General features: G+C 53.6%; 26 protein-coding genes. 16 read left to right on the forward strand and 10 right to left on the reverse strand.

Annotation, left to right across the window (positions count from 1 at the left end):
- Positions 1-259: 259 nt before the first annotated feature.
- Positions 260-442 carry a hypothetical protein gene (locus C1A10_RS00115; RefSeq protein WP_101908285.1) on the reverse strand — a complete coding sequence of 61 codons (183 nt, stop codon included), beginning with the start codon at positions 440-442 and terminating at the stop codon, positions 260-262.
- Positions 435-584, reverse strand: coding sequence for a hypothetical protein (locus C1A10_RS18275; protein ID WP_180950914.1), 150 nt, complete (start codon positions 582-584; stop codon positions 435-437). Before C1A10_RS18275 ends, C1A10_RS00115 begins: the two co-directional genes overlap by 8 nt.
- A 374-nt stretch (positions 585-958) precedes the next feature.
- Here C1A10_RS18275 and C1A10_RS00120 point away from each other — a divergent pair, with 374 nt between their 5' ends.
- From C1A10_RS00120 to garR, 5 genes are all read left to right on the forward strand, one after another.
- Positions 959-1,675: a FadR/GntR family transcriptional regulator gene (locus C1A10_RS00120; RefSeq protein ID WP_101908286.1), complete on the forward strand. Its 717-nt coding sequence runs from the start codon at positions 959-961 to the stop codon at positions 1,673-1,675.
- 294 nt (positions 1,676-1,969) lie between these two features.
- Positions 1,970-2,995 (forward strand): zinc-dependent alcohol dehydrogenase, encoded by a 1,026-nt coding sequence (locus C1A10_RS00125; protein ID WP_101908287.1) that lies wholly within the window; start codon positions 1,970-1,972, stop codon positions 2,993-2,995.
- Between the two features lie 44 nt (positions 2,996-3,039).
- A complete protein-coding gene (locus C1A10_RS00130; RefSeq protein ID WP_101908288.1) occupies positions 3,040-3,885 on the forward strand; it encodes a transketolase in 846 nt (281 codons plus the stop codon).
- An 18-nt stretch (positions 3,886-3,903) separates the two neighbouring features.
- Positions 3,904-4,833 carry a transketolase family protein gene (locus C1A10_RS00135; RefSeq protein WP_101908289.1) on the forward strand — a complete coding sequence of 310 codons (930 nt, stop codon included), beginning with the start codon at positions 3,904-3,906 and terminating at the stop codon, positions 4,831-4,833.
- A 15-nt stretch (positions 4,834-4,848) separates the two neighbouring features.
- Positions 4,849-5,736, forward strand: coding sequence for a 2-hydroxy-3-oxopropionate reductase (gene garR, locus C1A10_RS00140; protein WP_101908290.1), 888 nt, complete (start codon positions 4,849-4,851; stop codon positions 5,734-5,736).
- A gap of 50 nt (positions 5,737-5,786) precedes the next feature.
- On the opposite strand, the gene C1A10_RS00145 is transcribed toward garR, so the two are convergent.
- Positions 5,787-6,950 (reverse strand): iron-containing alcohol dehydrogenase, encoded by a 1,164-nt coding sequence (locus tag C1A10_RS00145; RefSeq protein WP_101908291.1) that lies wholly within the window; start codon positions 6,948-6,950, stop codon positions 5,787-5,789.
- A gap of 26 nt (positions 6,951-6,976) precedes the next feature.
- A complete protein-coding gene (locus tag C1A10_RS00150) occupies positions 6,977-7,900 on the reverse strand; it encodes an aldo/keto reductase (RefSeq protein WP_101908292.1) in 924 nt (307 codons plus the stop codon).
- Between the two features lie 131 nt (positions 7,901-8,031).
- Here C1A10_RS00150 and C1A10_RS00155 point away from each other — a divergent pair, with 131 nt between their 5' ends.
- The 11 genes from C1A10_RS00155 to C1A10_RS00205 all read left to right on the forward strand — a co-directional run bounded on the left by C1A10_RS00155 (position 8,032) and on the right by C1A10_RS00205 (position 18,813).
- Positions 8,032-8,427 carry a MerR family transcriptional regulator gene (locus C1A10_RS00155; RefSeq protein ID WP_101908293.1) on the forward strand — a complete coding sequence of 132 codons (396 nt, stop codon included), beginning with the start codon at positions 8,032-8,034 and terminating at the stop codon, positions 8,425-8,427.
- Between the two features lie 53 nt (positions 8,428-8,480).
- Positions 8,481-8,999: a nitroreductase family protein gene (locus C1A10_RS00160; protein WP_101908294.1), complete on the forward strand. Its 519-nt coding sequence runs from the start codon at positions 8,481-8,483 to the stop codon at positions 8,997-8,999.
- 215 nt (positions 9,000-9,214) lie between these two features.
- Entirely contained in the window at positions 9,215-9,709 is a 495-nt protein-coding gene (locus C1A10_RS00165; RefSeq protein WP_101908295.1) for an RNA polymerase sigma factor, read from the forward strand.
- A 204-nt stretch (positions 9,710-9,913) separates the two neighbouring features.
- Positions 9,914-10,933 carry a LacI family DNA-binding transcriptional regulator gene (locus C1A10_RS00170; protein ID WP_101908296.1) on the forward strand — a complete coding sequence of 340 codons (1,020 nt, stop codon included), beginning with the start codon at positions 9,914-9,916 and terminating at the stop codon, positions 10,931-10,933.
- A 140-nt stretch (positions 10,934-11,073) separates the two neighbouring features.
- On the forward strand, positions 11,074-12,141 hold the full coding sequence (locus C1A10_RS00175) for an ABC transporter substrate-binding protein (RefSeq protein WP_242968789.1): 1,068 nt from the start codon (positions 11,074-11,076) through the stop codon (positions 12,139-12,141).
- Between the two features lie 152 nt (positions 12,142-12,293).
- On the forward strand, positions 12,294-13,808 hold the full coding sequence (locus tag C1A10_RS00180) for a sugar ABC transporter ATP-binding protein (RefSeq protein WP_101908297.1): 1,515 nt from the start codon (positions 12,294-12,296) through the stop codon (positions 13,806-13,808).
- Positions 13,805-14,767, forward strand: coding sequence for an ABC transporter permease (locus C1A10_RS00185; protein WP_101908298.1), 963 nt, complete (start codon positions 13,805-13,807; stop codon positions 14,765-14,767). The genes C1A10_RS00180 and C1A10_RS00185 overlap by 4 nt, the downstream gene beginning before the upstream one ends.
- Positions 14,768-14,803: 36 nt before the next feature.
- Complete coding sequence (locus C1A10_RS00190) at positions 14,804-15,784, forward strand: aldo/keto reductase (protein WP_101908299.1); 981 nt, start codon at positions 14,804-14,806, stop codon at positions 15,782-15,784.
- Positions 15,785-15,799: 15 nt separating this feature from the next.
- A complete protein-coding gene (xylB, locus tag C1A10_RS00195) occupies positions 15,800-17,317 on the forward strand; it encodes a xylulokinase (protein ID WP_101908300.1) in 1,518 nt (505 codons plus the stop codon).
- A gap of 11 nt (positions 17,318-17,328) precedes the next feature.
- Positions 17,329-18,012: a deoxyribose-phosphate aldolase gene (gene deoC, locus C1A10_RS00200; protein ID WP_101908301.1), complete on the forward strand. Its 684-nt coding sequence runs from the start codon at positions 17,329-17,331 to the stop codon at positions 18,010-18,012.
- Between the two features lie 150 nt (positions 18,013-18,162).
- Positions 18,163-18,813, forward strand: coding sequence for an HAD family hydrolase (locus C1A10_RS00205; protein ID WP_101908302.1), 651 nt, complete (start codon positions 18,163-18,165; stop codon positions 18,811-18,813).
- Positions 18,814-18,884: 71 nt separating this feature from the next.
- Here the strand turns inward: C1A10_RS00205 and C1A10_RS00210 are convergent, their stop codons facing one another.
- From C1A10_RS00210 to C1A10_RS00235, 6 genes are all read right to left on the reverse strand, one after another.
- The gene (locus tag C1A10_RS00210; protein ID WP_101908303.1) at positions 18,885-19,370 is read right to left on the reverse strand and encodes an L-2-amino-thiazoline-4-carboxylic acid hydrolase; all 486 of its coding nucleotides are present in this window, start codon (positions 19,368-19,370) and stop codon (positions 18,885-18,887) included.
- 13 nt (positions 19,371-19,383) lie between these two features.
- Positions 19,384-21,066 carry a sigma 54-interacting transcriptional regulator gene (locus tag C1A10_RS00215; RefSeq protein WP_101908304.1) on the reverse strand — a complete coding sequence of 561 codons (1,683 nt, stop codon included), beginning with the start codon at positions 21,064-21,066 and terminating at the stop codon, positions 19,384-19,386.
- A gap of 33 nt (positions 21,067-21,099) precedes the next feature.
- Positions 21,100-21,744 carry a dihydroxyacetone kinase subunit DhaL gene (gene dhaL, locus C1A10_RS00220; RefSeq protein ID WP_101908305.1) on the reverse strand — a complete coding sequence of 215 codons (645 nt, stop codon included), beginning with the start codon at positions 21,742-21,744 and terminating at the stop codon, positions 21,100-21,102.
- 22 nt (positions 21,745-21,766) lie between these two features.
- Positions 21,767-22,756: a dihydroxyacetone kinase subunit DhaK gene (gene dhaK / locus C1A10_RS00225; RefSeq protein WP_101908306.1), complete on the reverse strand. Its 990-nt coding sequence runs from the start codon at positions 22,754-22,756 to the stop codon at positions 21,767-21,769.
- Between the two features lie 70 nt (positions 22,757-22,826).
- Positions 22,827-23,534: an ABC transporter ATP-binding protein gene (locus tag C1A10_RS00230; protein WP_101908307.1), complete on the reverse strand. Its 708-nt coding sequence runs from the start codon at positions 23,532-23,534 to the stop codon at positions 22,827-22,829.
- A complete protein-coding gene (locus C1A10_RS00235) occupies positions 23,527-24,297 on the reverse strand; it encodes an ABC transporter ATP-binding protein (RefSeq protein ID WP_101908308.1) in 771 nt (256 codons plus the stop codon). The genes C1A10_RS00230 and C1A10_RS00235 overlap by 8 nt, the downstream gene beginning before the upstream one ends.
- Positions 24,298-24,303: the final 6 nt, after the last annotated feature.

A 24,303-nucleotide genomic window follows, 5' to 3' on the forward strand; every position in this document is an offset into this window, starting at 1 on the left:
TAATCGTATAACATATCAAAGGCCTGCATATTATGCAGGCCTTTTTCTCTTGCCTTGCTTTCACATGATCCCTGATTTGAATTTTCCGCTCTGCTTTTGATTTAATTGATGCCATTATATCATTCATCGGATACATTGCAAACAGATCTCTTTTCTATGTACTGCTGCTTTATGGTTTTATTTTTGCAGCAGACGGAGAGGATTCCCCTCCTTTTTAGCTTCCGGCTGCCTGCCGGCGGGGCCGTATGCAGGCAGATATTCATGTCACACTGCCCATGCCCCTGATTTTGCTGACATATTCCTGCATATCTTCAAATGTGTTGATGTCTTTCTCCTTGATTTTATCCTGAATCTCTTTCGGCAGTGAATAATAATATTCATAGCTGGAAGAATCCTGGTCCAATAAATCGGAAAGGCCCACATAGATACTTCCTCTAATCATTTTGCACCTCCTGTGTCTGGTTTGCTTTTTCATATGCAACTAAATAGATTTCTTTATGCGTATCCTGGCTGATTTGATTTTCCAGCCGCTTGATTTCTGTTTCGACACGCTGAGATAAATCAGCGTATTTTACGGATTCCATTATAATATCACCTCAAAATCTATTCTTTCCATGCCGGAAGCTGAAATAAGCTGGTATTCTTGGAAAAAATAATGGAGACGATCAAATCGGCCAGATGGCATTTTGAGGGATTCTGCCCGAATCGAACGTCAAAACGTTCAAAGGCCGATCTTTTCCATTGGTGATTCATCCTAAATTTTAAATCTCTTATTGACAACTGTTATGAATTTTTTATAATAATAATTACAACAACCTATCATACAGGTATACATCATACATTTCCCTGATATTCTGCAAGCAGTATGATAAATAACAGGTTTTAAACGCATCCTGATCTTGCAATCCAAGCAAACCGATGTTATCATTAAAAGAAAGAAAATGATGCGGAGGAGACTATGGATACCATACAGCCGATAAAGCGGATGAATGTGAGCGATCAGGTATTTGATCAGCTGAAAGCCCAGTTTCTAAGCGGAAACTGGCAGCCGGGAGAAAAAATCCCCTCGGAAAACGAGCTTTCGGAAAAATTTCAGGTCAGCCGGGTTACTATCCGGCAGGCTTTGCAGCGGCTGACTGCTCTGGGATTGCTGGAAACCAGGTTTGGTGAAGGTTCGTTTGTAAAAAAGGCGGAAGTGGGCAATTTTATGAATGTTCTGGTTCCCCAAGCCTATCTTTCAAAAAACTCCACGCTGGAAGTGCTTGAGTTCCGGCAGGTAGTTGAAACCGAATCGGCGGGGCTTGCCGCCGAGCGCGCAGCTTCGGAAGATATCAGGCAACTGGAAGAAATCCTGGCAGAAATGGAACGGCTGAAAGAGGATTCCCTTGCATTTGCCAAAGCGGACCTCGATTTTCATGTCGCGGTTTCCCGCATTACGCGCAATTCATTAATCATTGCCACCAACTCTATCCTCAACGATATTCTCAGCGTTTCCATGCAGGATATTGTGGAACAGCTGGGGTTTGAAATCGGTCTTTATTATCACAAAAAAATCATTAACGCTATCGCCGCCAATGACGCGAAAGCCGCAACCAGTATTATGCGCGAGCATATCTGCAAAACGCGGGAGCGCTATCAGGAGCGTAAACATGACACGCCGGAAATAGAAGACTGACAATCGGCGTTCCTTTTTGTCCTTACCTGTATGACAGCTATCAGCAATACAGGTCGTTCGGTTTTTTGGCAGGCCTGCTGTCCCAAACGGACAGCTTACAGACATAAGAATTGCCAACCAGACAAATGACAGAAATGAGGTGGAAAAATATTCGTGAAAAAAGGTAGGCAAACAGGCAGTTCATAAACCAGACCGTATGGTTCACCGGTCTAGTGGTCCTGCTGATCTGCAACGCCGTATTCGGCGGCATAGTGCTCTGACGGTACAACTGATTCTTAAAGTGAGGTTTTTAACATGAAAGGCATTGTTTACAAGGGCCCGAACATCCTGAGCTATCAGGATGTTCCGGACGTTTCCCCCAAGGCGGGCGAAGTCAAGCTGCGCGTCAAGGCGTGCGGCATCTGCGGAAGCGATGTGCACGGCTACCTCGGGCTGACCGGCAGGCGGCTGGAGCCTATGATGATGGGGCACGAATTTGCCGGTGAAATCGTAGAGCTCGGCGAAGGCGTTTCCGATAAAAAGGTGGGCGGCAGAGTCGCAGTTTACCCGGTGGATTTCTGCGGGGAATGCGAGATGTGCGCCAAAGGCGACGTTCACCTCTGCCTGCATAAGCGGGCGTTCGGCGTTCTGGATGTGGACGGAGCGTTCGCGGAGTATATCTGTGTTCCCGCAAAATGCTGCTTCCCTGTCGACAAACAGGTGTCCTGGGCGATCGGAAGCCTGATGGAGCCTCTCGCGGTTTCCTACCGAGGCGTAGGGCATGCGGGCGACCTGACCGGGAAAAATGTTCTGCTGGTGGGAACCGGAACCATCGGGCTGCTGGCGCTTGCCTGTGTCAAGATGAAAAATCCGCGCAAAATCTTTGTTTCCGACCTCAGCGATACCCGTCTTCAGGTCGCCAAGAGCATGGGTGCTGACATCATTATCAACCCCGGCAAAGAAGATCTGAAAGAAATCATCCTCGCCAACACCGGCAACAAAGGGGTGGACGTGGCAATTGAAGCGGTCGGCGCGACCGCAACGGTGCAGCAAGCGATGGCCGCGCTGGCTTTCGGCGGCACGGCCGTCTGGATCGGCAACAACAAGCCGATGGTGGAAATCAACATGCAGGAGATCGTGACGCGTGAACTGACGGTGCATGGTTCCTTCCTGTATGGATACGACGAGTTCAGGGCCGTAGTGGAACTGCTCAACAAGGGCAAGCTGAACGTGGCGCCGCTGATCAGCAAGGAAATCTCACTTGCCGAGGCGCCCGGCTACTTCTATAAACTGGCGCACGACCCCGGCGATCTGATCAAGGTCGTCGTAGTGGATCAATAAATACGGCTCAACGGCAGCCGTTCAGAAACAGGGAGGCAGGTTGTATGGAAAACCGGGAAACAATCAAAAAAATACAGAGGCTTGCGGCCAAAATCCGCCGCGACGTCGTCCTCATGATCGGCGACGAGGGGCATGTCGGCCATCTTGGCGGTTCCTGCTCAAGCGCGGACATTGTGGCGGCGCTTTACGGCCATAAAATGAAATTTGATCCCCAGAACCCCAAATGGGAGGAACGGGATAAATTTATTTACAGCAAGGGCCATGCGGCGATTGCCCAATATGCGGCAATGGCAGAGATGGGCTACTTCCCCACCGAAGAGCTGACCACAGTAAAGAGCCTCGGCGCAAGGCTTCAGGGTCACCCCGACCGTCTCAAGACGCCGGGCATCGAAGCCGGTACCGGTTCGCTGGGTCAGGGCCTTTCCATTGCCAACGGCATGGCGCTTGCCATGCGGCTGGATGGCCGATACCGCAAGGTCTATTGCATCATGGGCGACGGGGAAATGGCTGAAGGCCAGATCTGGGAAGCCGCGATGGCAGCCGCCAATTTCAAGCTGGACAATGTCGTCGGTATCATCGACCAGAACCGCCTGCAGGCAACCGGCGCGGTGGTTGACCGGTTCAACACCAATCCCCTGCCTGAAAAATGGGAGGGCTTCGGCTGGCATGTCATTGAAGTTGACGGGCATCATATAGAAGAAATCCTCCGCGCACTCGATGAGGCGGACACTGTGAAGGGCAAGCCCACGGTGATTATCGCCCATACCGTCAAGGGAAAAGGCATTTCGTTCACGGAAAATGTTGTTGCTTTCCACAACGGAGCGCTGACGAAAGAACAATACGAGACCGCGCTGAAAGAGCTTGACGCGCAGATCTCAGCATTGAATTGAAGAGGAGGGTGCGCTATAATGAGTAAAACACAAAGCCAGCGCCTGGCATACGGCGAAGAACTGGTTGCTTTAGGCGCGGAAAACAAAGATGTTGTCGTTCTGGAAGCGGACCTTGGAAAATCCACGATGTCCTGCCTGTTCCAGCAGGAGTACCCCGAGCGGTATTTTGAAATGGGCATTGCCGAACAGAATATGCTTTCAACCGCCGCCGGTCTCGCCGCAGCAGGCAAAATTCCTTTTTGCAGCACGTTTGCGGTATTCGCTTCCGGCAGGGCGTATGACCAGATCCGCCAGACGATTTCCATTGGAAAACTGAATGTGAAAATCTGCGGTTCCTCCTCCGGTCTTTCGGATTTCGGCGACGGGTCCACCCATCAGGCGGTTGAGGACATCGCGATCATGAGCGCGATTCCGAACATGACGGTTCTCACCCCCTGCGACGCAACCGAAACACGCCAGGCGGTACGTGCCGCCGCGGCAATAGAAGGCCCGGTCTACATCCGTGTGGTGCGCAATGACCTGCCGGATTATATCGCGGAGACCGATTCCTTTGAAGTAAGCAAACTCCGCGTTCTGAAAGAAGGACGCGACGTGGCAATCTTAGCGCATGGCTCGATGGTGGAAACCTCGATGAAGGCGGCCGAACTGCTGGAAGCGCAGGGAATCAGCGCAAAAGTCGTCAACGCAGCCACGATGAAGCCGTTCGACTATCAGGGCGCGGCGGAAATTGCCAAAACCGTGCGCGCAGTCGTTACTGCGGAAGACCATAACTATATCGGCGGCCTCGCTTCCGCCGCCGCGCTTGCGCTGCGCAAATCCCCGCTGCCGATGGATTATGTGGCAATCGAGGACCAGTTCGGGCAGTCCGCGCACAGTGCTGCCGAGTTGATGAAGCATTATGGCCTGACCGCACAGAATATTGCGGAAAAAGCCAAAAAACTGTTATAAAAGGAGACAGATAGGATGAAAATCGGATTTATCGGTCTGGGCATCATGGGAAAGCCCATGGCAAAAAATTTAATCAAGGCCGGGCATGAGCTGATCGTTTATGACGTGGTCGCTGAAAATGTGGAGCAGGTTGTGGAGGCCGGCGCCAAGGCTGGTTCCTCCGCGCGGATTGTCGCGAAATCCTGCCCCGTCATCGTCACCATGCTGCCTAATTCCCCGCATGTGAAAACGGTCGTCATGGGAGAAAACGGCGTGCTGGAAGGCGCCAAGGCCGGTACCATCCTGATCGACATGAGTTCCATCGCGCCGCTGGCTTCCCAGGAGATTGAAAAAGCGTGTGCCGCCAAGGGCGTCAAGATGATTGACGCGCCCGTTTCCGGCGGAGAGCCGAAAGCGGTTGACGGCTCGCTCTCGATCATGGTGGGCGGCGACCGTTCGGTCTATAACGAAGTGAAGGACGACATCCTGCTTAAAATGGGCGCATCCGCCGTTTACTGCGGCGAGATCGGTGCGGGCAATACCACAAAGCTCGCAAATCAGGTCATTGTCGCCTGCAACATTGCGGCCTGCGCCGAGGCCTTTACGCTTGCGAAGAAAGCGGGCGTCGACCCCGCGCTGGTGTTTGACGCGATCAAGGGCGGACTTGCCGGTTCAACCGTTATGAATGCAAAGGTCCCAATGATGCTGGAAGGCAATTTCAAGCCCGGCTTTAAGATTGACCTGCACATCAAAGACCTGAATAATGCGCTTGATACCGGGCACGGTGTCGGCTCTCCCCTGCCGCTGACAGCCGCGGTGATGGAGATGATGCAGACCCTCCACGCGGACGGCCGCGGCCAGGACGACCACAGCAGTCTCGCAAACTATTACGCGAAGGTTTCCGGTGCAAAAATCGGGAAATAACACGATAAAAGGGCATGCACGAAATCGTGCATGCCCTTTTCTTCTGCCTGTTACCGATAAGACTGCTCAAGAATTCCGATGACGTCCTGATGGGCAATCTCGCAGGGGTCGACCTGAAACAGGCCGCCCATGGTCGCCCGCGCGTTTTCCGCAATCTGCGCAAGCTCGCTCTGTTTGATGCCGTAATCGGACATGTTCAGTTCCGCCACACCGCAGGCCGCCTGCAAACCGGCAAGCGTCGAAACGAAATCCATCGGTTCCTTCGCGTCCGCCTTGCCCAGCGCTTTCGCCATTGCGACCATGCGGGCGTCGCAGGAGCCCGACCGCGCAAGGAAGGTATAATAAGCGAGGCTCACCATAATCAGCCCCGCGCCGTGCTCCAGCTTCGGATGATAGGCGCTCATGGCGTGCTCCATCGAATGCTCGGAGGTACAGCCGGAGGCGGATTCCACGATGCCGGAGAAAGTATTCGCCAGCGCCACGTCCGCGCGCGCCTGTTCATCGGACCCGTCCGCGACGGCTTTTGCAAGGCTTTTGCCGATTAGTTCAATGGCTTTCAGCGCAAACAGATCGCTCATTTCGCTGGCTGTCCGGTTGACATAGCCCTCTGTGCTGTGAAACAGTGCGTCAAACCCCTGATAGGCGGTAAGCCTTGGGGGCACCGTCATCATCAGCTCGGGATCGATCACCGACAGCACCGGGAAGGTACCGTCAAAGCCGAAGCCGATCTTCTCGTTGCCGTTGGTGGTGACTGTCCAGGGGTCGGCCTCGGTGCCGGTGCCCGCCGTGGTGGTAATCGCGACAACCGGGAGCGGCGCGTTCGGGACAGGCTTCCCTTTCCCGCTGCCGCCGGAAATGTAGTCCCAATAGTCTCCTTCATTGGCCGCCATAACGGCAATTGCTTTTGCCGAGTCGATGCTGCTGCCTCCGCCAAGCCCGACGACAAAGTCACAGCCACCGGACCTTGCCAGCGCGGCGCCCTCCATCACATGCTCTTTAACGGGGTTGGGCAGGATTTTGTTAAACAGGACATGTTCCACGCCCGCCTTTTCGAGCTGTTCCTCAACACGCGCGAGATAGCCGTATTTCTTGACGGATTGCCCGGAAGAAGTGACAATCAGCGCCTTTTTGCCCGGCAGGGTATGCCGGTGCAGTTCCGCCAGCTTTCCTTTTCCGAACAAAAGCCGCGCGGGCATATAAAACTCAAAGCTCATAGTAAGAACCTCCTGAAAGTAAATAGTTACGGCAGTTCATTTCCCGCCGCCTGATAGATTCCATACCAATCCTCGCGGGTGAGGCGGATTTGGGCCGCCTTGCAGATCTCCTTTAAGCGGGCGGGGTTCATGGTTCCGGCAATCGGCTGCATTTTCGCCGGATGGCGCAGCAGCCACGCGATGGCGATGGTGGTATTGGAAACGCCGTATGCCGCCGCGATTTCATCAATCTTATCGTTCAGCTCCGGGAATTTATCATTTCCAAGGAAGACCCCTTCGAAGAAACCGTACTGGAACGGCGACCACGGCTGGATGGTAATGTCATGCAGGCGGCAGAAATCGAGGATGCTGCCGTCGCGGCAGACAGCCGGGTCATTTCCCATGTTTACGTTGATGCCGTTGCTAATCATCGTGCAGTTGGTGATGCTCAGCTGAAGCTGGTTTGCAACAAGCGGCTGTTTCACATACTTCTTCAGAAGCCGGATCTGCATCGGGTTCTGATTGGAAACACCGAAATGGCGCACCTTTCCGGCCGATTCCAGACGGTCGAACGCCTCGGCAACCTCTTCCGGCTCGACAAGCGCGTCCGGACGATGCAGCAAAAGGACGTCAAGATAGTCCGTTTTCAGCCGTTTGAGGCTGCCGTCGACTGCTTCGAGGATGTGCTCCTTTGAGAAATCGAACATACGGGGCTCTTTGCGGATTCCGCACTTTGACTGGAGGATGATTTTTTCACGCACATCCGCGTTCATATGAACCGCATCCGCAAACATCTGCTCGCAGAGGCCGTCGCCATATACATCCGCATGGTCAAAGAAATTCGCGCCCTCTTCCAGAGCTGCCTGCACAAACCGCTCCGCGCCGGCGGGATCCAGTGACTTAATGCGCATGCATCCGACGGCAATTACCGGAACTTCCAGACTGGAACTTCCAAGCTTCATCGTTTTCATCATACTTCCCCTTTTTAAAAAATTTGGACCCGCTGCTCTTGCAAAACAGACGAAAATCCTGTATATTGGGATTATATCTCTTAAAGTTCACTTTAAGTCAATAGCCGATTTTTCATTGAGGAGAAATGTTTATGAGTTATTCCATCAGTCAGGCGGCACAGTTGGTGCATCTGATGCCCCACACGCTGAGATACTATGAAAAGGAAGGGCTTCTCCCGTTTGTCGGCCGGACGGAGAGCGGCATCCGGCAATTCTCGGAAGAGGATATGGAGTGGCTGGAACTGATCTGCTGCCTGAAAAGCACCGGTATGCCGATTCGGGAAATCAAGGAATTTGTCCTGCTGAGCATGGAGGGGGACCATACGCTTGCCGCCCGCTGTGACATGCTGGAGGCGCACAAAAAGTCCGTGGAGCAGCAGATGGAAGAGATGCGCTGCCATCTGGAGAAAGTGACCTGCAAAATCAACTGCTACAACGAAAAATATCTCACGTATCTCGCCCAACCGGAGCAGATTGCTCAACCATAATGCTTTGGCACCGGGATAACAATATTCTATCATTGACAGAAAGGATGGATGTTATGAGCCAGGTATTGGAAAACATTAAAACAAGAAGGAGTGTGCGCAGTTATCAGGATGCGCAGATTCCCAGGGAACAGCTCGAACAGATTTTGACTGCCGGGCTGTATGCGCCCAGCGCAAAGAACTCGCAGCTCTGCCAGTTTACGGTTGTACAGGGCAAAGAGAAACTGGAAGCGCTGCGCGATGCCATTGCAAAAGCAATTCACAATCCCGATTATCACCACTTTTATAATGCGCCTACCCTTGTGATGGTTTCCGCGCCGAAAGACTATCCGCTTGCAGTACCTGACTGCGCGGTCGCGCTGGAAAATATGTTCCTGGCCGCCCACGATCTGAAGCTCGGCTCGGTCTGGATCAACCAGCTTGGCGGTATTTGCGATCAGCCGGAGATTCGCTCTATCCTGACCAAGTATGGCGTTCCGGAGAGCCATAATGTATACGGCTGTGCGGCGATCGGGTATCCGGCGGTCGAAATTGCCCCTGACCGTGAGAACAGGGACAAGGTGGTATTTGCGTAAGCAATTCCCGCTTGGGTTGTCAAGAAGCACTGTTTGCAGATCGATTGCAAACAGTGCTTCTTTGTTATGGCATTAATTTATACAATAATACACCTCTTGATTTGTTTAAAACGCAGAAATTTTCATGCAAGTGTCAGAAAACGCCTTTTTCAAACGTTTTATTAGATAGAGATTATATAGGCTTTTCCGGTTTGGAAAAGCGCAGGAGGCGCGTTTTGATACAGCCGACACACGGGATGCTGCAAAAGCTGCCAGAAACTTCTTTTTTATCAGCGGTAAAACAGCTTTACCTGCTGGCCCTGCTTTCCCTCGGCGATCCGGCCGCGGCCGAACAGACCGTGCGGGAAGCTTTGCTGTACACCGCCCGGAGACCCCGGGGGAACCCGGACAGCGGCAGATTTTTCGCACTTACCGTCAAAAAACTATATCGAAACATAAAAAAGGCGGCCAAAAAGACCGTCTATCAGTCCTGCCTTTCCGCCTGTACGGGTTTTTCGGACCTGAACGGCGGGACATCCTGCGTCGAAGCCGAGCCAATGATGAGATTGCTCAGCCAATTCCCCTTTCCGGACCGGTTTTTGGTGGTATGCTGTGCTCAGCGCTATCCTGTCACAGAAATCGCTGAAATTTCAGGTATGCCGGTTTGGTTTGTCAGGAAGCGGCTGGACCGCGCGGTGCACAGAATAGCGGGCAGTCTGCAAATCATTTGAACGCAAGACGAAAGGAGACCGATCCCATGATGTTTGTATGATATAGGAGAAGCTTGTCATTTTTTGCTTTTGATAATTTGTTATAATGCCCATATTTCATTTCTATATTACAGTATTTTTTACAAAATAATATAAAGTCGTTGACAATCAATTTTAATCATGATAGCATACTTGTATGGAACCGATTCCTCAGGAGAGTGTAGTATGACGATAAAAGACATCGCCGATAAGGCGGGGGTCTCCAAATCCACCGTTTCCAGAGTGCTGAGCGGCAATGGATATGTGAATGAGGAGACCCGGAAAAAAGTGGAATCCATTATTGAGCAGACCCATTACCTGCCCTCCGCGACCGCGCGAAGTCTTTCAAAGCGGGAAACCAACGCCATCGGAGTCATTGTCCCGGAAATTGACAACAGCTTTTTCGGGGAAATCCTGCGGGGAATTACCGAAATTGTTGATCAGAACAATCTCACCATGATCTGTTGTGACACAAACAACAATGCCCAGAAAGAGGAGCGCGCGCTTTCTATGCTCGGTCAGCAGCGTGTGCGTGGCGTCATCATCACACCGGCCATTGACTATTCGGAACCGAACGCCGCGAAAAAGCTGCGGCGGCTGCTGAATAATCTGAACGTCCCGGTGGTTGTAGTGGACCGCGAAATTGATAACTGCACCTGGGATGGTGTTTTTTATGAGAATTTTCAAAGCGCTTACTGCGCCACTAAGGTGCTGATTGAAGAAGGTCACCGGAAAATCGGGATTATTACGGGAGACTTGGGGCTTAAGCTGGCCCGTGAGCGCTATCAGGGCTTCCTGCAGGCGATGGAGGATTTTGACCTGCCTGTGGAGCCGCGTTATATCTACCGGGGCGATTTCACCATAGATACCGCCTACCGGCTCGCGAAGAACATGTTTGAAAGCGGGGATATTCCGGAAGCGATCTTTACCTGCAACAACCGCACCAACCTCGGCTTTATCAAAGCCGCAAGAGAGAAAAAATTTAAGCTGGGGCGCGATATCGCCGCAATCGGCATTGACCATGTGGAGGTATTGGACATTCTGGATTACAATTTCAGCTATGTCACCAGGGATACCGTTGAAATGGGGCGGATTGCAATCTCCATGCTGCTTAACCGGCTTAAAAATCCCGATATGCAGCGGAATTTCCGCATTATGCCCTATAAGCTGGTGCTGAAAGGTTCTGAAAAAAGGACGCCGGAATAAAAAACAAAAGGATGCCCTTCGGGCCTTCTTTTTGCAGAATTGTGGAACCGTTCCCACTCGTATTTATCTGTCTCTTATTTTACTCGGTGCTAATTTGCACATCGCAAATGAAAATACAATGATTCAGAAAGAGGTAACGCATGATGAAAATGAAGATCTTTTCGATGTTATTGGCGGCCGCTCTGACAGCGTCATTGGCAGGATGCTCCGGCGCCCCGGCGCAAAGCGGCAGCGCGCAGAGCACGCCCGCACCCGCGCCATCTTCCAGTACGGAGTCCCAGTCTTCCTCCGCCCCCAAGAATTCCGGCCCATACAAAATTTCCGTCATCATCAAGGCTACCGACTCGGATTACTGGCAGACTCTGCTTCTTGGCTCCAAGGCCGCCGAAGCAGACAGCAACGGCAAGGTTACCGTCACCACCGACGGCCCGCCGTCCGAAATTGATATTGACCAGCAGGTCTCTATTTTGGAGAATGTGATCGCTACCAAGCCGGATGCCATTGTCATTGCCTCCACCAGCACTGACGCGACCGTTCCCGCCATAGAGGACGCCATGTCCAAGGGAATCCCGGTCATTACCATTGACAACAAGCTCAACACCGACACCTACACCTCCTTCCTCGCCACCGACCATGCTCTTGCGGCTGGCACCGCGGCGGAAAACATGCTCGCCCTGTGGGAAAAGGACGGCATCGACCCGGCAGGCAAAAAAGTGGTGGTGGTCAGCTCTGTCGCGGGCACCAAAGTCAACGGCGACAGGACAGACGGTTTTATCAATAAAATCAAAGAGCTTGTTCCCGATATCCAGGTGCTGGAAACACAGTACGGCGACAACGATATTACGAAAGCCCTGAGCATCACGGAAAACCTGATCGCCGCGAATCCCGACCTGATCGGCATTTTCGCGGATAACAACCACATGGGCGTCGGCGTTGCCAAAGCGCTTGAAGAGTCCGGCAAGCAGAACGATATTTACGCCTATGCGTTTGACGCGGACGCGGACGAGATCAGCGCGCTGGAATCCGGCATCCTGCGCGGGCTTGTGGTTCAGGACCCGTTCGGCATGGGATACCAGGGCGTACAGTACGCGGTCAGCGCCATTGAAGGCAATACCGTGGAAAAAGATGTCATCGTGGACGCAACCGTTGTGACAAAAGACAATATGCAGGAGGAAAAAGTCCAGAAGCTGCTGTATCCGGGCAAATAAACCAAAAACAGGATTCAGAAAGTTTTTTATGGCATGCGGCGCCCGTTTTGCGGCGCCGCATGGCATGCGGCGCCCGTTTTGCGGCGCCGCATGCCGCAGGCAGGGCTTCCGGGCTAATCCGGGCTAAATGCGTTCATGTAAGGAGGATCACCGTGCCGCTGCAGTATGAAACCATTGTGGAAATGAAAGGGATTACAAAAGTATTCCCGGGCGTGAAAGCGCTGACAGACGTGGACCTGGAAATAAAAGCCGGTGAGGTGCACGCGCTTGTCGGAGAAAATGGCGCAGGCAAATCCACAATCATTAAAATTCTTATGGGGGTCTATCCCAGAACCTCCGGAGAGATCTATCTGGAGGGCAAAAAGGTTGACATCAAGTCGCCGCTTCAGGCGCAGGCGCTGGGACTTGGCGCGGTCTATCAGGATGTAAACCTGGCGCAGCACCTTTCGGTGGCGGAAAACTTTTTTATGGGGCAGCTCCCTAAAACCCGGCTGGGATTGATCGATTACGCAAAAATTTACAGAGAAACAAAAGAAATCATGGACTCCATTGAGGTCCATGTCGACCCGAAGGCAATCCTGAGTACCCTTTCGGTGGCGCAGCAGGAAATGGTGGCAATCGGAAAGATTCTGCACCAGAAAGCGAAACTGGTTATATTCGACGAGCCGACCGCGCTGCTCACCAACGATGAAACAGAGCAGCTGTTCAAAATCATCTCCATGCTGAAACAGAAAAATGTCGCAATCATTTATATTTCTCACCGCATGGAAGAAATTTTCCGCATCTGCGACAGGGCAACCGTCCTCAAAGACGGCGCAAAGGCAGGCACCGTCTATACAAAAGATACCAGCGAAGACGAGCTGATTTCTATGATGGTCGGCCGCGACGTGGAGGACATGTACGGCATTGCGCATGCCGCTCCCGGCAAAACGGTGGTTTCCGTAAAAGGGCTGACGCGCTCCCCCGCCTTCCGGGATATCAGCTTTGACGTCCGGCAGGGTGAAATTTTCGGCATGTTCGGGCTTGTCGGTTCCGGGCGCACGGAAATTGTCCGCAGCATCTTCGGCGCGGACGCGAAAGAAAGCGGCACAGTCGGAATAGGCGGCAGGCCGGTGGATTTCCGTTCGCCCAGGCAGGCGATTGACGCCGGGGTTGCGCTGCTGCCCGAAGAGCGCAAAACACAGGGGCTGGCACTTGGGCTTTCCATTATGGAGAACACCAATATGGCGGCAATCAAAAAGATTTCCCGCTATGGGGTGATCAACAACCGCAAAGGGGTTGAGGTTGCGGAAAAATTCCGGGACATCCTGCACACAAAAACGCCGACCGTCCATCAGCTGGTCAAAAACCTCTCGGGCGGCAACCAGCAAAAAGTTGTAATCGCAAAATGGTTGGCCATGGGAAGCGACCTGTTCATTTTTGACGAGCCGACCGTCGGCGTGGATGTCGGAGCGAAAATGGAAATCTACCGGGTTTTTGAACAGCTGATCAGGGACGGGAAAACCATCATCATTATCTCTTCCTATCTGCCCGAGGTGATGGGGCTTGCAGACCGGCTGCTGATCATGTATGAAGGGCGGCAGATGGCGATCCTTGACCGGGCCGACTATCAGGAGGAGACGATCCTCAAACTTGCTTCCGGAATCAAACAGGAGGAACCAGCATGAATGAACTTGCACAGAAGAGTCGTAAAAAAATGCGTTTTATCAGCGGGGGGATGAAGACCGAGCTGTTTTTGACGGGGGTCTTATTCCTGCTGTTTCTTGTGTTCTCCTTATCATCAGAAGTATTTCTAACGGTCAACAACCTGAACGCCCTGATGCGGCAGACTTCCATCTACGGAATCGTGGCGATCGGAATGGTTTTTGTCATTACCTCCAGCGGAATCGACCTCTCGGTCGGTTCGGTGATCGGGCTGTCCGGCGTGCTGATGGCGATGTGTGTCGTCCGCGGTATGCCCTTACTGATCTCCGCGCTGGTTTCCATTGCGGCCGGCTCGCTCGTCGGCCTGCTCAACGGCATCCTGGTGCATAATGGAAAGGTGCCTCCCTTTATCGCCACCATGGGGACGATGACGGTTATCCGCGCGCTGATCATGCTGATTACCGGCGCTAAAATGATTTCCGGGCTTCCAAAAACATTTACGGGGATCGCGCAGATGGACATTCTGGGGTTTCCATTTCTCTTTATCGCCTGGGCGGTGGTCGTCGCAACCGCATGGTTCATCACCAGAAAAACGATTTTCGGGAGGAACATCTTTGCTCTGGGCAGCAACAGAGAGGCGGCCAGGCTGAGCGGCATCAATATCCGCAGGACGACCTATGGCGTCTACATATTTTCCGCGGCCGTCTGCAGCATCGCAGGCGTACTGCTGACTGCGCGGCTTGGAAACGGTGTGCCCACCGCGGGCGACGGATATGAGCTGGACGCGATCGCCGCGTCGGTCGTAGGCGGCGCAAGCCTGGACGGCGGCGAGGGCAGCGTAATCGGGACCGTTCTCGGCGCGATGATTATGGCGACCCTGCGGCAGGGCGGCACCCTATTGGGCGTTAATTCCTTTATTCTGGAAATCATCATCGGTTCTCTGATTGTCATTGCGGTGTTACTGGATAAACTGAGAAAATAACTTTTCCTTGATTTTGAATATATAGGGGGAACAGGCATGATTTATAAAAAAGTCGCAAAAATCCAGGAGGAAATTTCAGCTATCGGAATCGGATGCTGGAATTTCGGGGGGGATTGGGACCATCCGGACGAACAGACCTCTATCCAAATCATACACGCCGCGATCGACGCGGGGATCAACCTGTTCGATGTTGCGCCCGTTTACGGCTGGGGCAGGTCGGAAACCATTCTGGGGAAGGCGCTCAAAGACGGGCAGCGGCAAAAAGTGCTAATTGCCTCAAAGTGCGGCCTCCTGTGGAACGACCGGCACGAGACAGCAAATAATCTGACAAAGGCCAGCCTCCTGCAGGAGATTGACAGAAGCCTTTCACGGCTTCAGACCGATTACATAGACATCTATCAGCTGCACTGGCCCGATCACGCGACTCCGATTGAGGAAACGGTGGAAGCGTTGGAAACCATCAAAAAGGCCGGGAAAATCCGGTATATCGGGCTGAGCAATTTTTCTCCCCGCGACACCGAAATTTTTATGTCGATGACGGAGATCCATTGCCAGCAGTCGCTTTACAATATGCTTGAAAGAAATACGGACAGTTACCACGGCATTCCGCTGGAATATCAGACAGAAAAAGAAATACTGCCGATGGTAAAGAAATACGGTCAGGCCTTCCTTCCCTACAGTCCGCTTTTCCAGGGTCTGCTCACAGGAAGGTTCACCCATGGGCGCAACTTCTCGGAAAAGGACATCCGCAATGAAAACCCCAAACTGTCCGGATTGGCTTTTGATACCTATTATGGTGCCACGCTCCGGCTCTCCGATATCTGTAAAGAAATCGACAGGCCTATGAGCGAGCTTGCGCTCAACTGGCTGCGGCAGAAACCGGAAGTCACCTCCATTATTGGCGGCGCTTCCTCCCTGTCACAGCTTGAAAAAAATCTGCATTCCCTCAGCTGGGATATTCCCGTACCTGTGATGGCGGAAATTGACGATATCCTGAAACCGTTTGAAAATCTGTGATAAAGCAGGTGTACTATGTGCAAGTATCTGATTGCTCACGACCTGGGCACATCCGGCAATAAAGCGACCCTCTTTGCAGAGGACGGGAGACTGGTCAAAAGCGTCACGCATTCCTACGGCACGCATTTTTATAACGGAAACTGGGCGGAGCAGGACCCGCTTGACTGGTGGAAGGCGGTATGCGCCTGCAATCACCGGCTGCTCGACGGGATTGACAAAACCATGGTGGCGGGCGTGGCTTTCAGCGGACAGATGATGGGATGCGTTCCCGTCGAAAAAAACGGGGAACTGCTGCGCAGCGCCATCATCTGGGCAGACCAGCGCAGTGTCGTACAGGAGCGGAAACTCCGGAATCAAATCGACGAATTAGCGTTCTACCACATTGTGGGGCATAAAATCAGCGCCTCCTACAGCCTCGAAAAGCTGATGTGGATTCGTGACAACCAGCCGGAGCTTTTTAAGCAGATTCATAAGATGCTGCTGCCCAAGGATTACATCATCTACCGCCTGACGGGGGAATACGTCACCGATTATTCCGACGCTTCGGGAACCAATGCATTTGACCTGCTCAAACTGCGGTGGTCGGATGAAATCCTGCAGGCCGCCGGAATCGACCCCGGTATGCTGCCGAATACTTACCCCTCCACCCATATTGCCGGGGCTGTTTCCCGGCAGGTAGCCGAGGAGTGCGGGCTTGCAGCGGGTACCAGAATTGTGATCGGCGGCGGGGACGGTGTCTGCGCGTCTGTCGGCGCGGCTTCCGTCACCGAAAATGTCGCTTACAATTACCTCGGCTCCTCCTCCTGGATCGCCTATACGGCAAAACAGCCGGTTTTTGACCCGCAGATGCGCACCTTCAACTGGGCGCATCTTGTCCCCGGCCTCTATTCGCCCACCGGGACCATGCAGGCGGCGGGAAATTCGCTGCACTTTATGAAGGAGCTTTTTAAGGACGGACTGTCCGGGGCGGCAAAAGAGCGGGGAAGCGGCGTCTATCAGCTGATAGACGAACTGATTGCGGCCTCCCCTCCCGGCGCGAACGGGCTGCTCTATCTCCCCTACCTGCTTGGCGAGCGCAGCCCGCGCTGGGACCCGGACGCGCGCGGCGCGTTCATCGGGCTGAAAATGGAGCATACCAAAGCGGATCTGCTGCGCGCCACGGTGGAAGGGGTGCTTATGAATCTCGACATCATCCTGAACATCTTCCGCCGGGAGGCCGACATCACTTCCGTCAACATCATCGGCGGGCTTGCGAAGGGCGCTCCGGTAAGAAAAATGCTGGCGGACATTTATGGGATTCCCGCCTGCAGGCTGAATTATCTGGAAGAGGCAACCTCAATCGGCGCCGCGGTGACCGCAGGCGTGGGGACCGGCGTGCTGAAAGACTTTCAGGAAATCCATCGGTTTATCCGCGAAGAAGAATGGGTTGAACCGGATGATAACATGCACGCAAAATACGAACAGACCAAACAACTATTTGATGACAGCTATTTCGCCCTGCGGGACATTTTTGCCCGGCTGGCGGAAGTTTAGGAGGATATTTTATGCAACTGACCCTTGAACAACTGGCAGGCATGATTGACCAGACACTTCTCAAGCCCTATGTATCCAATCAGGATTTAAGACTCCACTGCGAGGAAGCGGCTGCCCACCATTTTAAAACGGTGGCCATCAACAACGCCGTCGTCCCCTATTGCAGCAGGATTCTGGAGGGAAGCGGCGTGCTCTGTGACGCGGCGGTCAGCTTTCCGCTCGGGCAGTGCACCGTGGAAACTAAGGTCTTTGAAACCATCGACGTTATTGCAAAAGGAGCCGGCGAGGTGGATTATGTGGTCAACCTGGTGGAGGTAAAGAATCAAAACTGGGCTTATGTGGAGGATGAGATGCGCCGGATTGTGGAGGCTTGCAGCCAGCGCGGCGTTACCTCCAAAGTAATATTCGAAAACTGTTATTTGACGGATGATGAAAAGAAGAAGCTTTGTGAAATCGCGCTCAGGGTAAAGCCTGCCTTCATCAAAACTTCTACCGGATTCGGTACCGGCGGCGCGACGCTGGAGGATGTCAGACTGATGAAGTCCTGTGTCGGCGATGCGATCCGGATTAAAGCGGCGGGCGGTGTCCGCACCGCCGGGCAGGCGCTGGCCATGATCGAAGCCGGCGCCGGCAGAATCGGAACCAGCCAGGGCGTCCAGATTCTGGAGCAATATCGGAGCTTGCTTGCCAAGTAATCGCAATCATACATAAACAGCGGGGTCGCCTAATCAGGCGGCTTTTCTGTTTTTTCCCCTGTCAGGAAGATGCAGGGGATTAAAAAAAGATTGCATCTTTTTCCCAAAGCCTATAAAATAGGAATCACTTAATCTGTAAGGAGATGCGAAATGGTCGAGGGTGTTATTCTTGATATGGACGGCCTGATGTTCGACACGGAGCGTCTTTGGGACGAAGTCTGGGAAGACACCGGTCGTACATATGGCATTGATGCCGGCAAAGAATTTAATAAACGCACCCGCGGAACCAATGAGGCGGGCGCGCGGGAAGTTTTTCTCGAGTTATTCGGCGCAGGCGGGATTGACTATGAGGAACTGCAGGAGCGTTGTTTTGCGCGTCTGGAGGAGGAACTGGAACGGCATATCCCGGTGAAACCGGGGCTGTATGAGCTGTTGGACGCCCTGAAAGGGCGGGATATCCCTATGGCTGTCGCCAGTTCCACCCATCGGAAGATGGTTCTGCGTAACCTGGAACTTGCGGGAATCACGTCTTACTTTGCCGCTATCATCACCGGCGACATGGTAAAGTCCGGCAAGCCCGCGCCCGACATCTTTTTGGCGGCCGCCAAAGCCATCGGCAGAGAGCCGGAGCGCTGCCTTGTTCTGGAGGACAGCTCTAACGGAATCCGCGCGGCGGCAGCCGCAGGCTGCCTTTCCGTCATGGTGCCGGATCTGGACCCGCCCACCCCCGAGCTTGCCCGGCTTTATACCGTGCGGGCAGACAGCCTCAAGCAGGTGATTGATCTGCTGGATGCGCTCTGAAAATGCATGAAAACAGCCGGGTCACATATGTGACCCGGCTGTTTTTGTGTGCCGGACAGGCCGGCATATTTTTATTTCCGCACTTTTTTGAAGCATACTTCGCAGATATCGTCGCCTTTGGCAATTGTTTTTCCAAGGCTGAACTCGAAATCCGGGAACTGGCTGGCAATGCCGCGGTCACCGTCCATGGCAATATCGCAAAGCTTTGCGATTTTTTCCTCATCGTTGGTCAGCTTTCTCCATGCGGAAACCAGCGGGCAGTAGTGGAACTCGATCTTCATCGCTTCCGGTTTGGCATCCACATCCATCTCAAAGATGTCCTGCACGTTCTGGTTTGCGAACTCCTTGGAAAAGGCGACGAGATCGTCAGTCGGGGTATATTTGCTTTTGCCGTGAAAACAGCCGCAGCCCTGAATGGCGGCGCGGGCGAAATCGTAATTCAGTCCGCGTTTGAGCCCCTCTTCCACCAGGTAATAGAACCAGGTGGCTCTATGTTCAATTGCGTCACGCAGGTCTTTGATATGCTGGCCTTTGTCGGTTGGGTTGTTCTTAATCATAGTAAGTACTCCTTTACAAATCATACTCTTTTATTTTTCGGTAGAGGGTTGCGCGGCCGATTTTCAAAATCCGCGCTATCTCATCCTTATTTTGGTTGGTCTGGAGCAGGTGGCGGATATGTTCCCGCTCCAGTTCACTCAGCGGCTGACGATAAGATTCGTCGTTCTGCCGTTTTAGTTTCAGCTCCGCCACATCACTCTGCCGGATTTCCCCATCACAGACGGCGGCCAGACGGTCGATGACCAGTTCCGCTTCCCGCAGATTGTTCGGCCATTGATAATGCAGCAGGCTTTCCATTGCCTGCTCGTGGATTTGCAGGCCAGGTTTCCCGTACCGTTCACCGTAAAGGCGGGCACGTTCTTCCAGCAGCTGACGGAGCCGCACACTGTCCGCGCGCAGCGGCGGAACCGTCAGCGCCGCGCAGGAGATACCGTAGTACAGCTTGTCCCACAGCTGGCCTTTGCTTACCATCTTCTCCGGATCCTCGGCGGTAGAGAACAGCATCCGTATATCCAAAAAAACTTCAAACCCGCTTTTATGCCGCAGCGTGCGTGTCTGGAGGAAGGCGGCAAGCTGTTTTTGCAGATAGAGCGGCAGCCGCTCGACATGGTGGAAAAACAGCGTGCTCTTATGCGCCGCCTGCAGCCTGCCCAGCTCGCCGAAGAGGAATTCCTCCTGCCCGGCGTGGTAGGGCCAACCGCAGTCTACCGATACCATCGGCATCTGGCTGCGGTTGGAGAACTCGTGGATACACTGGGCAAGAAGACGCTTTCCTGTGCCTTCTTCCCCCTGAATCAAAATGCTTTCCTCCGTCATGGCCAGCCGTTTGGCTCTGCGCACCAGTTCGCCGGAGAAAACATGGCCCGCTGTCTGGGCGAACGAAGCGGCAGGGTGCTGGGCGGAAAGCTCCTCCCAGTCCTGATTTGCGCTGCTCACCGGCCGGAACAGGAACAGCATCCCGTTGCGGTTTCCGTTGATGCTGATGTTGCTGCAGGAGACAAATCCGCAGAACAGCTGGCCCGTTTCTCCCATATAGACCATCTTGTCCCGCACGTCAACTGAGTTTGTCAGAAAGTCAAGGATGACTTTGTGCGGAATCACCTGCGAAATCATTTCTCCGCAGCAGTCCTCCCGGATGTCAAAATACTTGGGGAACTGCCGGTTATAGTAAGCAATGCGCCCGAGGTCATCGGTGGAAACAATCGCGTCCGCGATGGAATCCATCAGTACCTCACGCTCCCGCCGGGCAATGTTCAGGGTGTTGTAGTCATCGCGGTTGCGGATTTTGCTGGTGAGCAGCGCGGACATATTTTCCACAAACGCAATTGAGTTCCGGACATCCTTAAAAATGACAGGCACCTTCTGCTTGGGCAGCACCAGCGCGATTGCACCGACGACGACCTCGTTATAGAAGATGGGCACACCGATGATGCCCGCCATCTCACATTCGTAGAACTCCGGACAGTTTTTGCAGGCGGCGAAGGTGGTGCGGTCATCAATCGCCACTGTTTCCCCGCTGAGGATGACTCTGCCCACGATAGATGTGCGGCTGATCAGCGTGAATTTATCAAAATACCGGCAGGTATTGCTGACTGTTTTTAAGTTGTTGTCGACAATCAGGACATCCACGTCCAGCGTTTTGGAAATCACTTCCGAAAATTTGTCGGCGTCACTTTTGATCTCCGCAAGCAGCATGTTCCGCACCTTCTTTCACCCCGGCCGGGATTCTTACAGTTTTTCCGCGAGATAATCCATCAGCGTTTCAATCTGATAGGACATGGTAATTGCTCCGGGATCGAGGTGGCCGACACCCTTGTTCGCCTGATAGAACGCGCGGCCCCGGATTGCTTCCATGGCGGCTGTGCTCTGCGCGCCGTCGATTGCCGCCTGCCTGACTTTTCCAATTGTTTCCCGCTCGGAAAGGCCGTTCGCGATGGAGTCGCGGTAGCATTCCACCGCGGGGTGCAGGCAGTCGATCATGGTTTTGAAGCCGGGCTGCGCGTTCCCGCGGGACATAATCGCCTCGAGCATCGCGCCGAGAACAGCGCACAGATCCTCGTTTTCAATCACCGTTTTGTCTTTGAGCACTTTGGCCGCTCCAAGGTAGGCGCTGCCGTAAAGCACACCGGAGCTGCCGCCGATGACAGACATCATAATCGTGCCGATTTTCTTAAATTCCTCGAAGAGGGAGAGTGTTTTCAGCTCTTCGGCTGCTTCCACCAACTTTTCGAAGCCCAGATTGATGTTACTCCAGTGGTCGCCATCGCCGGTTGCCGAATCAAGCTCGGTCACATAGTCGCCGTTTTCATGAATCTTTTGGTAAGCTCTGTTTAAATATTCCACATAGTCTGCCGGTGTCAGTTGAAAACCCATCGGATATCCTCCTTCTCTGTCCTCACAGAACTGTGAGCGCCGGTGTGTCGCACGGGGCGTCAAGCAGCTGTTTGAGTTCATCGTCCAGCTTCATCAGAGTGACGGAGCAGCCGGACATCTCAAGCGCGGTCATATAATTGCCCACAAAGGTCTTATGGATGGAAATCCCCTTCGCGGTCAGAATCTTCTCAATTTCATTGTTGAGGATGTAAAGCTCCATGAGCGGCGTCGCTCCCAGCCCATTTACCAGCAGGGCAACTTCGGAGCCGCTGAAATCATAGTCCTGCAAAATCCTGTCCAGCAGAATCTGCGCGGTCTCCGCCGCGGTTTTGATTCCGGTGCGTTCAACGCCCGGCTCGCCGTGGATGCCCATGCCGATTTCCACTTCGTTCTCGCCAAGCTGGAAGCCGGGCTTTCCGACTGCCGGAAGTGTGCAGGGACTCATCGCCATGCCCATGCTGCGGATATTCGCGATTGCTTTCTCCGCCGCCGCTTTGACTTCCTGTAAGGTGCCGCCCGCCTGTGCCTTCGCGCCGGCAATCTTATGGACAAACACAGTGCCCGCGATGCCGCGGCGCCCGGTGGAATAGGTGCTGTCCGGAACAGCCACATCGTCTTTTACCACAACACTCTCGACCGGGATATCGTCCATCTCGGCAAGGTCTTTCGCCATGCCGAAGTTCATGATGTCCCCCGAATAGTTTTTGATGATGAGCAGAACGCCCGCTCCCCCGTTTGCTTCCTCAATGCCTTTGATAATCCGGTCGGGGCTCGGGGAGGAAAATACGTTGCCCGCTACCGCGGCATCGAGCATCCCGCGCCCCACATAGCCCGCGTGCGCCGGTTCATGCCCGGAGCCGCCGCCCGCTACAACGCCGACCTTCCCAAGGGTTTTCTGCCGGCGGGAGATGACCTCCAGCCCCTCGGCATACTGCAGCGACGGATGCGCTTTCACCATGCCGGCCAGCAGTTCGGATACGACGCTGTTCGGGTGATTGATAATCTTTTTCATGTAAAACCTCCATCCTCATTCTTTGATCTACACAGATACACAGGGCCTGCCATATACGCGCTGATGCGCCTCACGCCAGTCCCAGATAGGCTTGTCTTACCCTTGGGTCGTTTGCGAGGTCGGACGCTTTGCCCTGCATGGAAATCTTTCCGATTTCCAGCACGTACGCCCGGTGCGCCACGGAAAGTGCCATATTGGCGTTCTGCTCTACCAGCAGAATCGTGACGCCCTGCTTGTTGATATCCTGAATCAGGTCGAAAATCATCAGCACAATGTTCGGCGCAAGGCCCAGCGACGGTTCATCAAGGAGCAGCAGTTTGGGTTCGTTCATCAGCGCGCGGCCGATGGCGAGCATCTGCTGTTCGCCGCCCGAAAGGGTTCCGGCCTGCTGCCTGATGCGCTCTTTTAAGCGCGGGAACAGCGTGTAAACACGGTCGAACGCGGCGCTGATCTGCCCCTTATCATTTTTAATGTAAGCGCCCAGCCGCAGGTTTTCTTCCACCGTCAGCGCCGGAAACACTTCGCGGCCCTCCGGGGCAAGGCTGATGCCCATTTTCACCATGCTGTGCGCAGGCATGCCCACGATGCTTTTCCCTTCAAATGTGATGGAGCCTTTTGCGCTGCGGACAATTCCGGCGATCGAATTCAGGGTGGTGGTTTTTCCCGCCCCGTTGCTGCCGATCAATGTGACGATTTCACCCTGCTGAATTTCCATGTCGATTCCCTTGAGCGCGCGGATGTTGCCGTAATAGGTATGCAGTCCTTCTACTTTAAGCATCTTTTTTCACACCCCCAAGGTAGGCTTCAATCACCTTCTCGTTATTCGCAATCTCCGCAGGCAGGCCATGCGCGATACGTTTGCCGTGGTCGATCACGTAGATCCGGTCGGAAATATTCATGACAACGCTCATATCGTGCTCAATGAGGATAATGGTATAGCCTTTGTCCCGCAATTTGCGGATAAACTGGAGCAGTTCCTCCGATTCCTGCGGGTTCATGCCCGCGGCCGGTTCATCGAGCAGGATGATCTTCGCGTCGGTCGCGATTGCGCGCGCGATTTCCAGCTTGCGCTGCTCGCCGTAGGGCAGGCTCTGCGCATAGTCGTCCATGCGCTCGCGCAGCCCGATCGATTCGAGGATGCGCACCGATTTGACAACTTTCTCGCTTTCTTCTCTGCGGAAGCGGCCGGTACGGAAAAACGAATCAAAAAACGTGTATTCCGTGCGGATCTGGGTGCCGACCAGCACATTTTCAATCACGCGCATATTGCCGAACAGCCGGATATTCTGGAAGGTGCGGGAGATTCCCGCCTTGACGATTTCGCGCGGGGTCTTATTGTGAATGGGCTGTCCCTCAAAAATAATTTCACCTTTATCAATCTGGTAAACGCCGGTCAGCATATTGAAGACGGTCGTTTTTCCCGCGCCGTTGGGTCCGATGATGCTGATAATCTCCCCTTTTTCCACCTCAAAGCTGACGTCGTCGACGGCGACGAGGCCGCCAAACTGCTTGGTAATGCCTTTTACCTCTAAATATGCCATATTGCG

Origin of the sequence: Marasmitruncus massiliensis (genome assembly GCF_900186535.1) — a bacterium.
Classification (GTDB): Bacteria; Bacillota; Clostridia; order Oscillospirales; family Ruminococcaceae; genus Anaerotruncus; species Anaerotruncus massiliensis_A.

What these genes read in the sequence shown, in the direction of transcription:
- C1A10_RS00115 (WP_101908285.1), bottom strand. Translation starts at nt 442, where the DNA reads ATGATTAGAGGAAGTATCTATGTGGGCCTTTCCGATTTATTGGACCAG.
- C1A10_RS18275 (WP_180950914.1), bottom strand. Translation starts at nt 584, where the DNA reads ATGGAATCCGTAAAATACGCTGATTTATCTCAGCGTGTCGAAACAGAA.
- C1A10_RS00120 (WP_101908286.1), top strand. Translation starts at nt 959, where the DNA reads ATGGATACCATACAGCCGATAAAGCGGATGAATGTGAGCGATCAGGTA.
- C1A10_RS00125 (WP_101908287.1), top strand. Translation starts at nt 1,970, where the DNA reads ATGAAAGGCATTGTTTACAAGGGCCCGAACATCCTGAGCTATCAGGAT.
- C1A10_RS00130 (WP_101908288.1), top strand. Translation starts at nt 3,040, where the DNA reads ATGGAAAACCGGGAAACAATCAAAAAAATACAGAGGCTTGCGGCCAAA.
- C1A10_RS00135 (WP_101908289.1), top strand. Translation starts at nt 3,904, where the DNA reads ATGAGTAAAACACAAAGCCAGCGCCTGGCATACGGCGAAGAACTGGTT.
- garR (WP_101908290.1), top strand. Translation starts at nt 4,849, where the DNA reads ATGAAAATCGGATTTATCGGTCTGGGCATCATGGGAAAGCCCATGGCA.
- C1A10_RS00145 (WP_101908291.1), bottom strand. Translation starts at nt 6,950, where the DNA reads ATGAGCTTTGAGTTTTATATGCCCGCGCGGCTTTTGTTCGGAAAAGGA.
- C1A10_RS00150 (WP_101908292.1), bottom strand. Translation starts at nt 7,900, where the DNA reads ATGAAAACGATGAAGCTTGGAAGTTCCAGTCTGGAAGTTCCGGTAATT.
- C1A10_RS00155 (WP_101908293.1), top strand. Translation starts at nt 8,032, where the DNA reads ATGAGTTATTCCATCAGTCAGGCGGCACAGTTGGTGCATCTGATGCCC.
- C1A10_RS00160 (WP_101908294.1), top strand. Translation starts at nt 8,481, where the DNA reads ATGAGCCAGGTATTGGAAAACATTAAAACAAGAAGGAGTGTGCGCAGT.
- C1A10_RS00170 (WP_101908296.1), top strand. Translation starts at nt 9,914, where the DNA reads ATGACGATAAAAGACATCGCCGATAAGGCGGGGGTCTCCAAATCCACC.
- C1A10_RS00175 (WP_242968789.1), top strand. Translation starts at nt 11,074, where the DNA reads ATGATGAAAATGAAGATCTTTTCGATGTTATTGGCGGCCGCTCTGACA.
- C1A10_RS00185 (WP_101908298.1), top strand. Translation starts at nt 13,805, where the DNA reads ATGAATGAACTTGCACAGAAGAGTCGTAAAAAAATGCGTTTTATCAGC.
- C1A10_RS00190 (WP_101908299.1), top strand. Translation starts at nt 14,804, where the DNA reads ATGATTTATAAAAAAGTCGCAAAAATCCAGGAGGAAATTTCAGCTATC.
- xylB (WP_101908300.1), top strand. Translation starts at nt 15,800, where the DNA reads ATGTGCAAGTATCTGATTGCTCACGACCTGGGCACATCCGGCAATAAA.
- deoC (WP_101908301.1), top strand. Translation starts at nt 17,329, where the DNA reads ATGCAACTGACCCTTGAACAACTGGCAGGCATGATTGACCAGACACTT.
- C1A10_RS00205 (WP_101908302.1), top strand. Translation starts at nt 18,163, where the DNA reads ATGGTCGAGGGTGTTATTCTTGATATGGACGGCCTGATGTTCGACACG.
- C1A10_RS00210 (WP_101908303.1), bottom strand. Translation starts at nt 19,370, where the DNA reads ATGATTAAGAACAACCCAACCGACAAAGGCCAGCATATCAAAGACCTG.
- C1A10_RS00215 (WP_101908304.1), bottom strand. Translation starts at nt 21,066, where the DNA reads ATGCTGCTTGCGGAGATCAAAAGTGACGCCGACAAATTTTCGGAAGTG.
- dhaL (WP_101908305.1), bottom strand. Translation starts at nt 21,744, where the DNA reads ATGGGTTTTCAACTGACACCGGCAGACTATGTGGAATATTTAAACAGA.
- dhaK (WP_101908306.1), bottom strand. Translation starts at nt 22,756, where the DNA reads ATGAAAAAGATTATCAATCACCCGAACAGCGTCGTATCCGAACTGCTG.
- C1A10_RS00230 (WP_101908307.1), bottom strand. Translation starts at nt 23,534, where the DNA reads ATGCTTAAAGTAGAAGGACTGCATACCTATTACGGCAACATCCGCGCG.
- C1A10_RS00235 (WP_101908308.1), bottom strand. Translation starts at nt 24,297, where the DNA reads ATGGCATATTTAGAGGTAAAAGGCATTACCAAGCAGTTTGGCGGCCTC.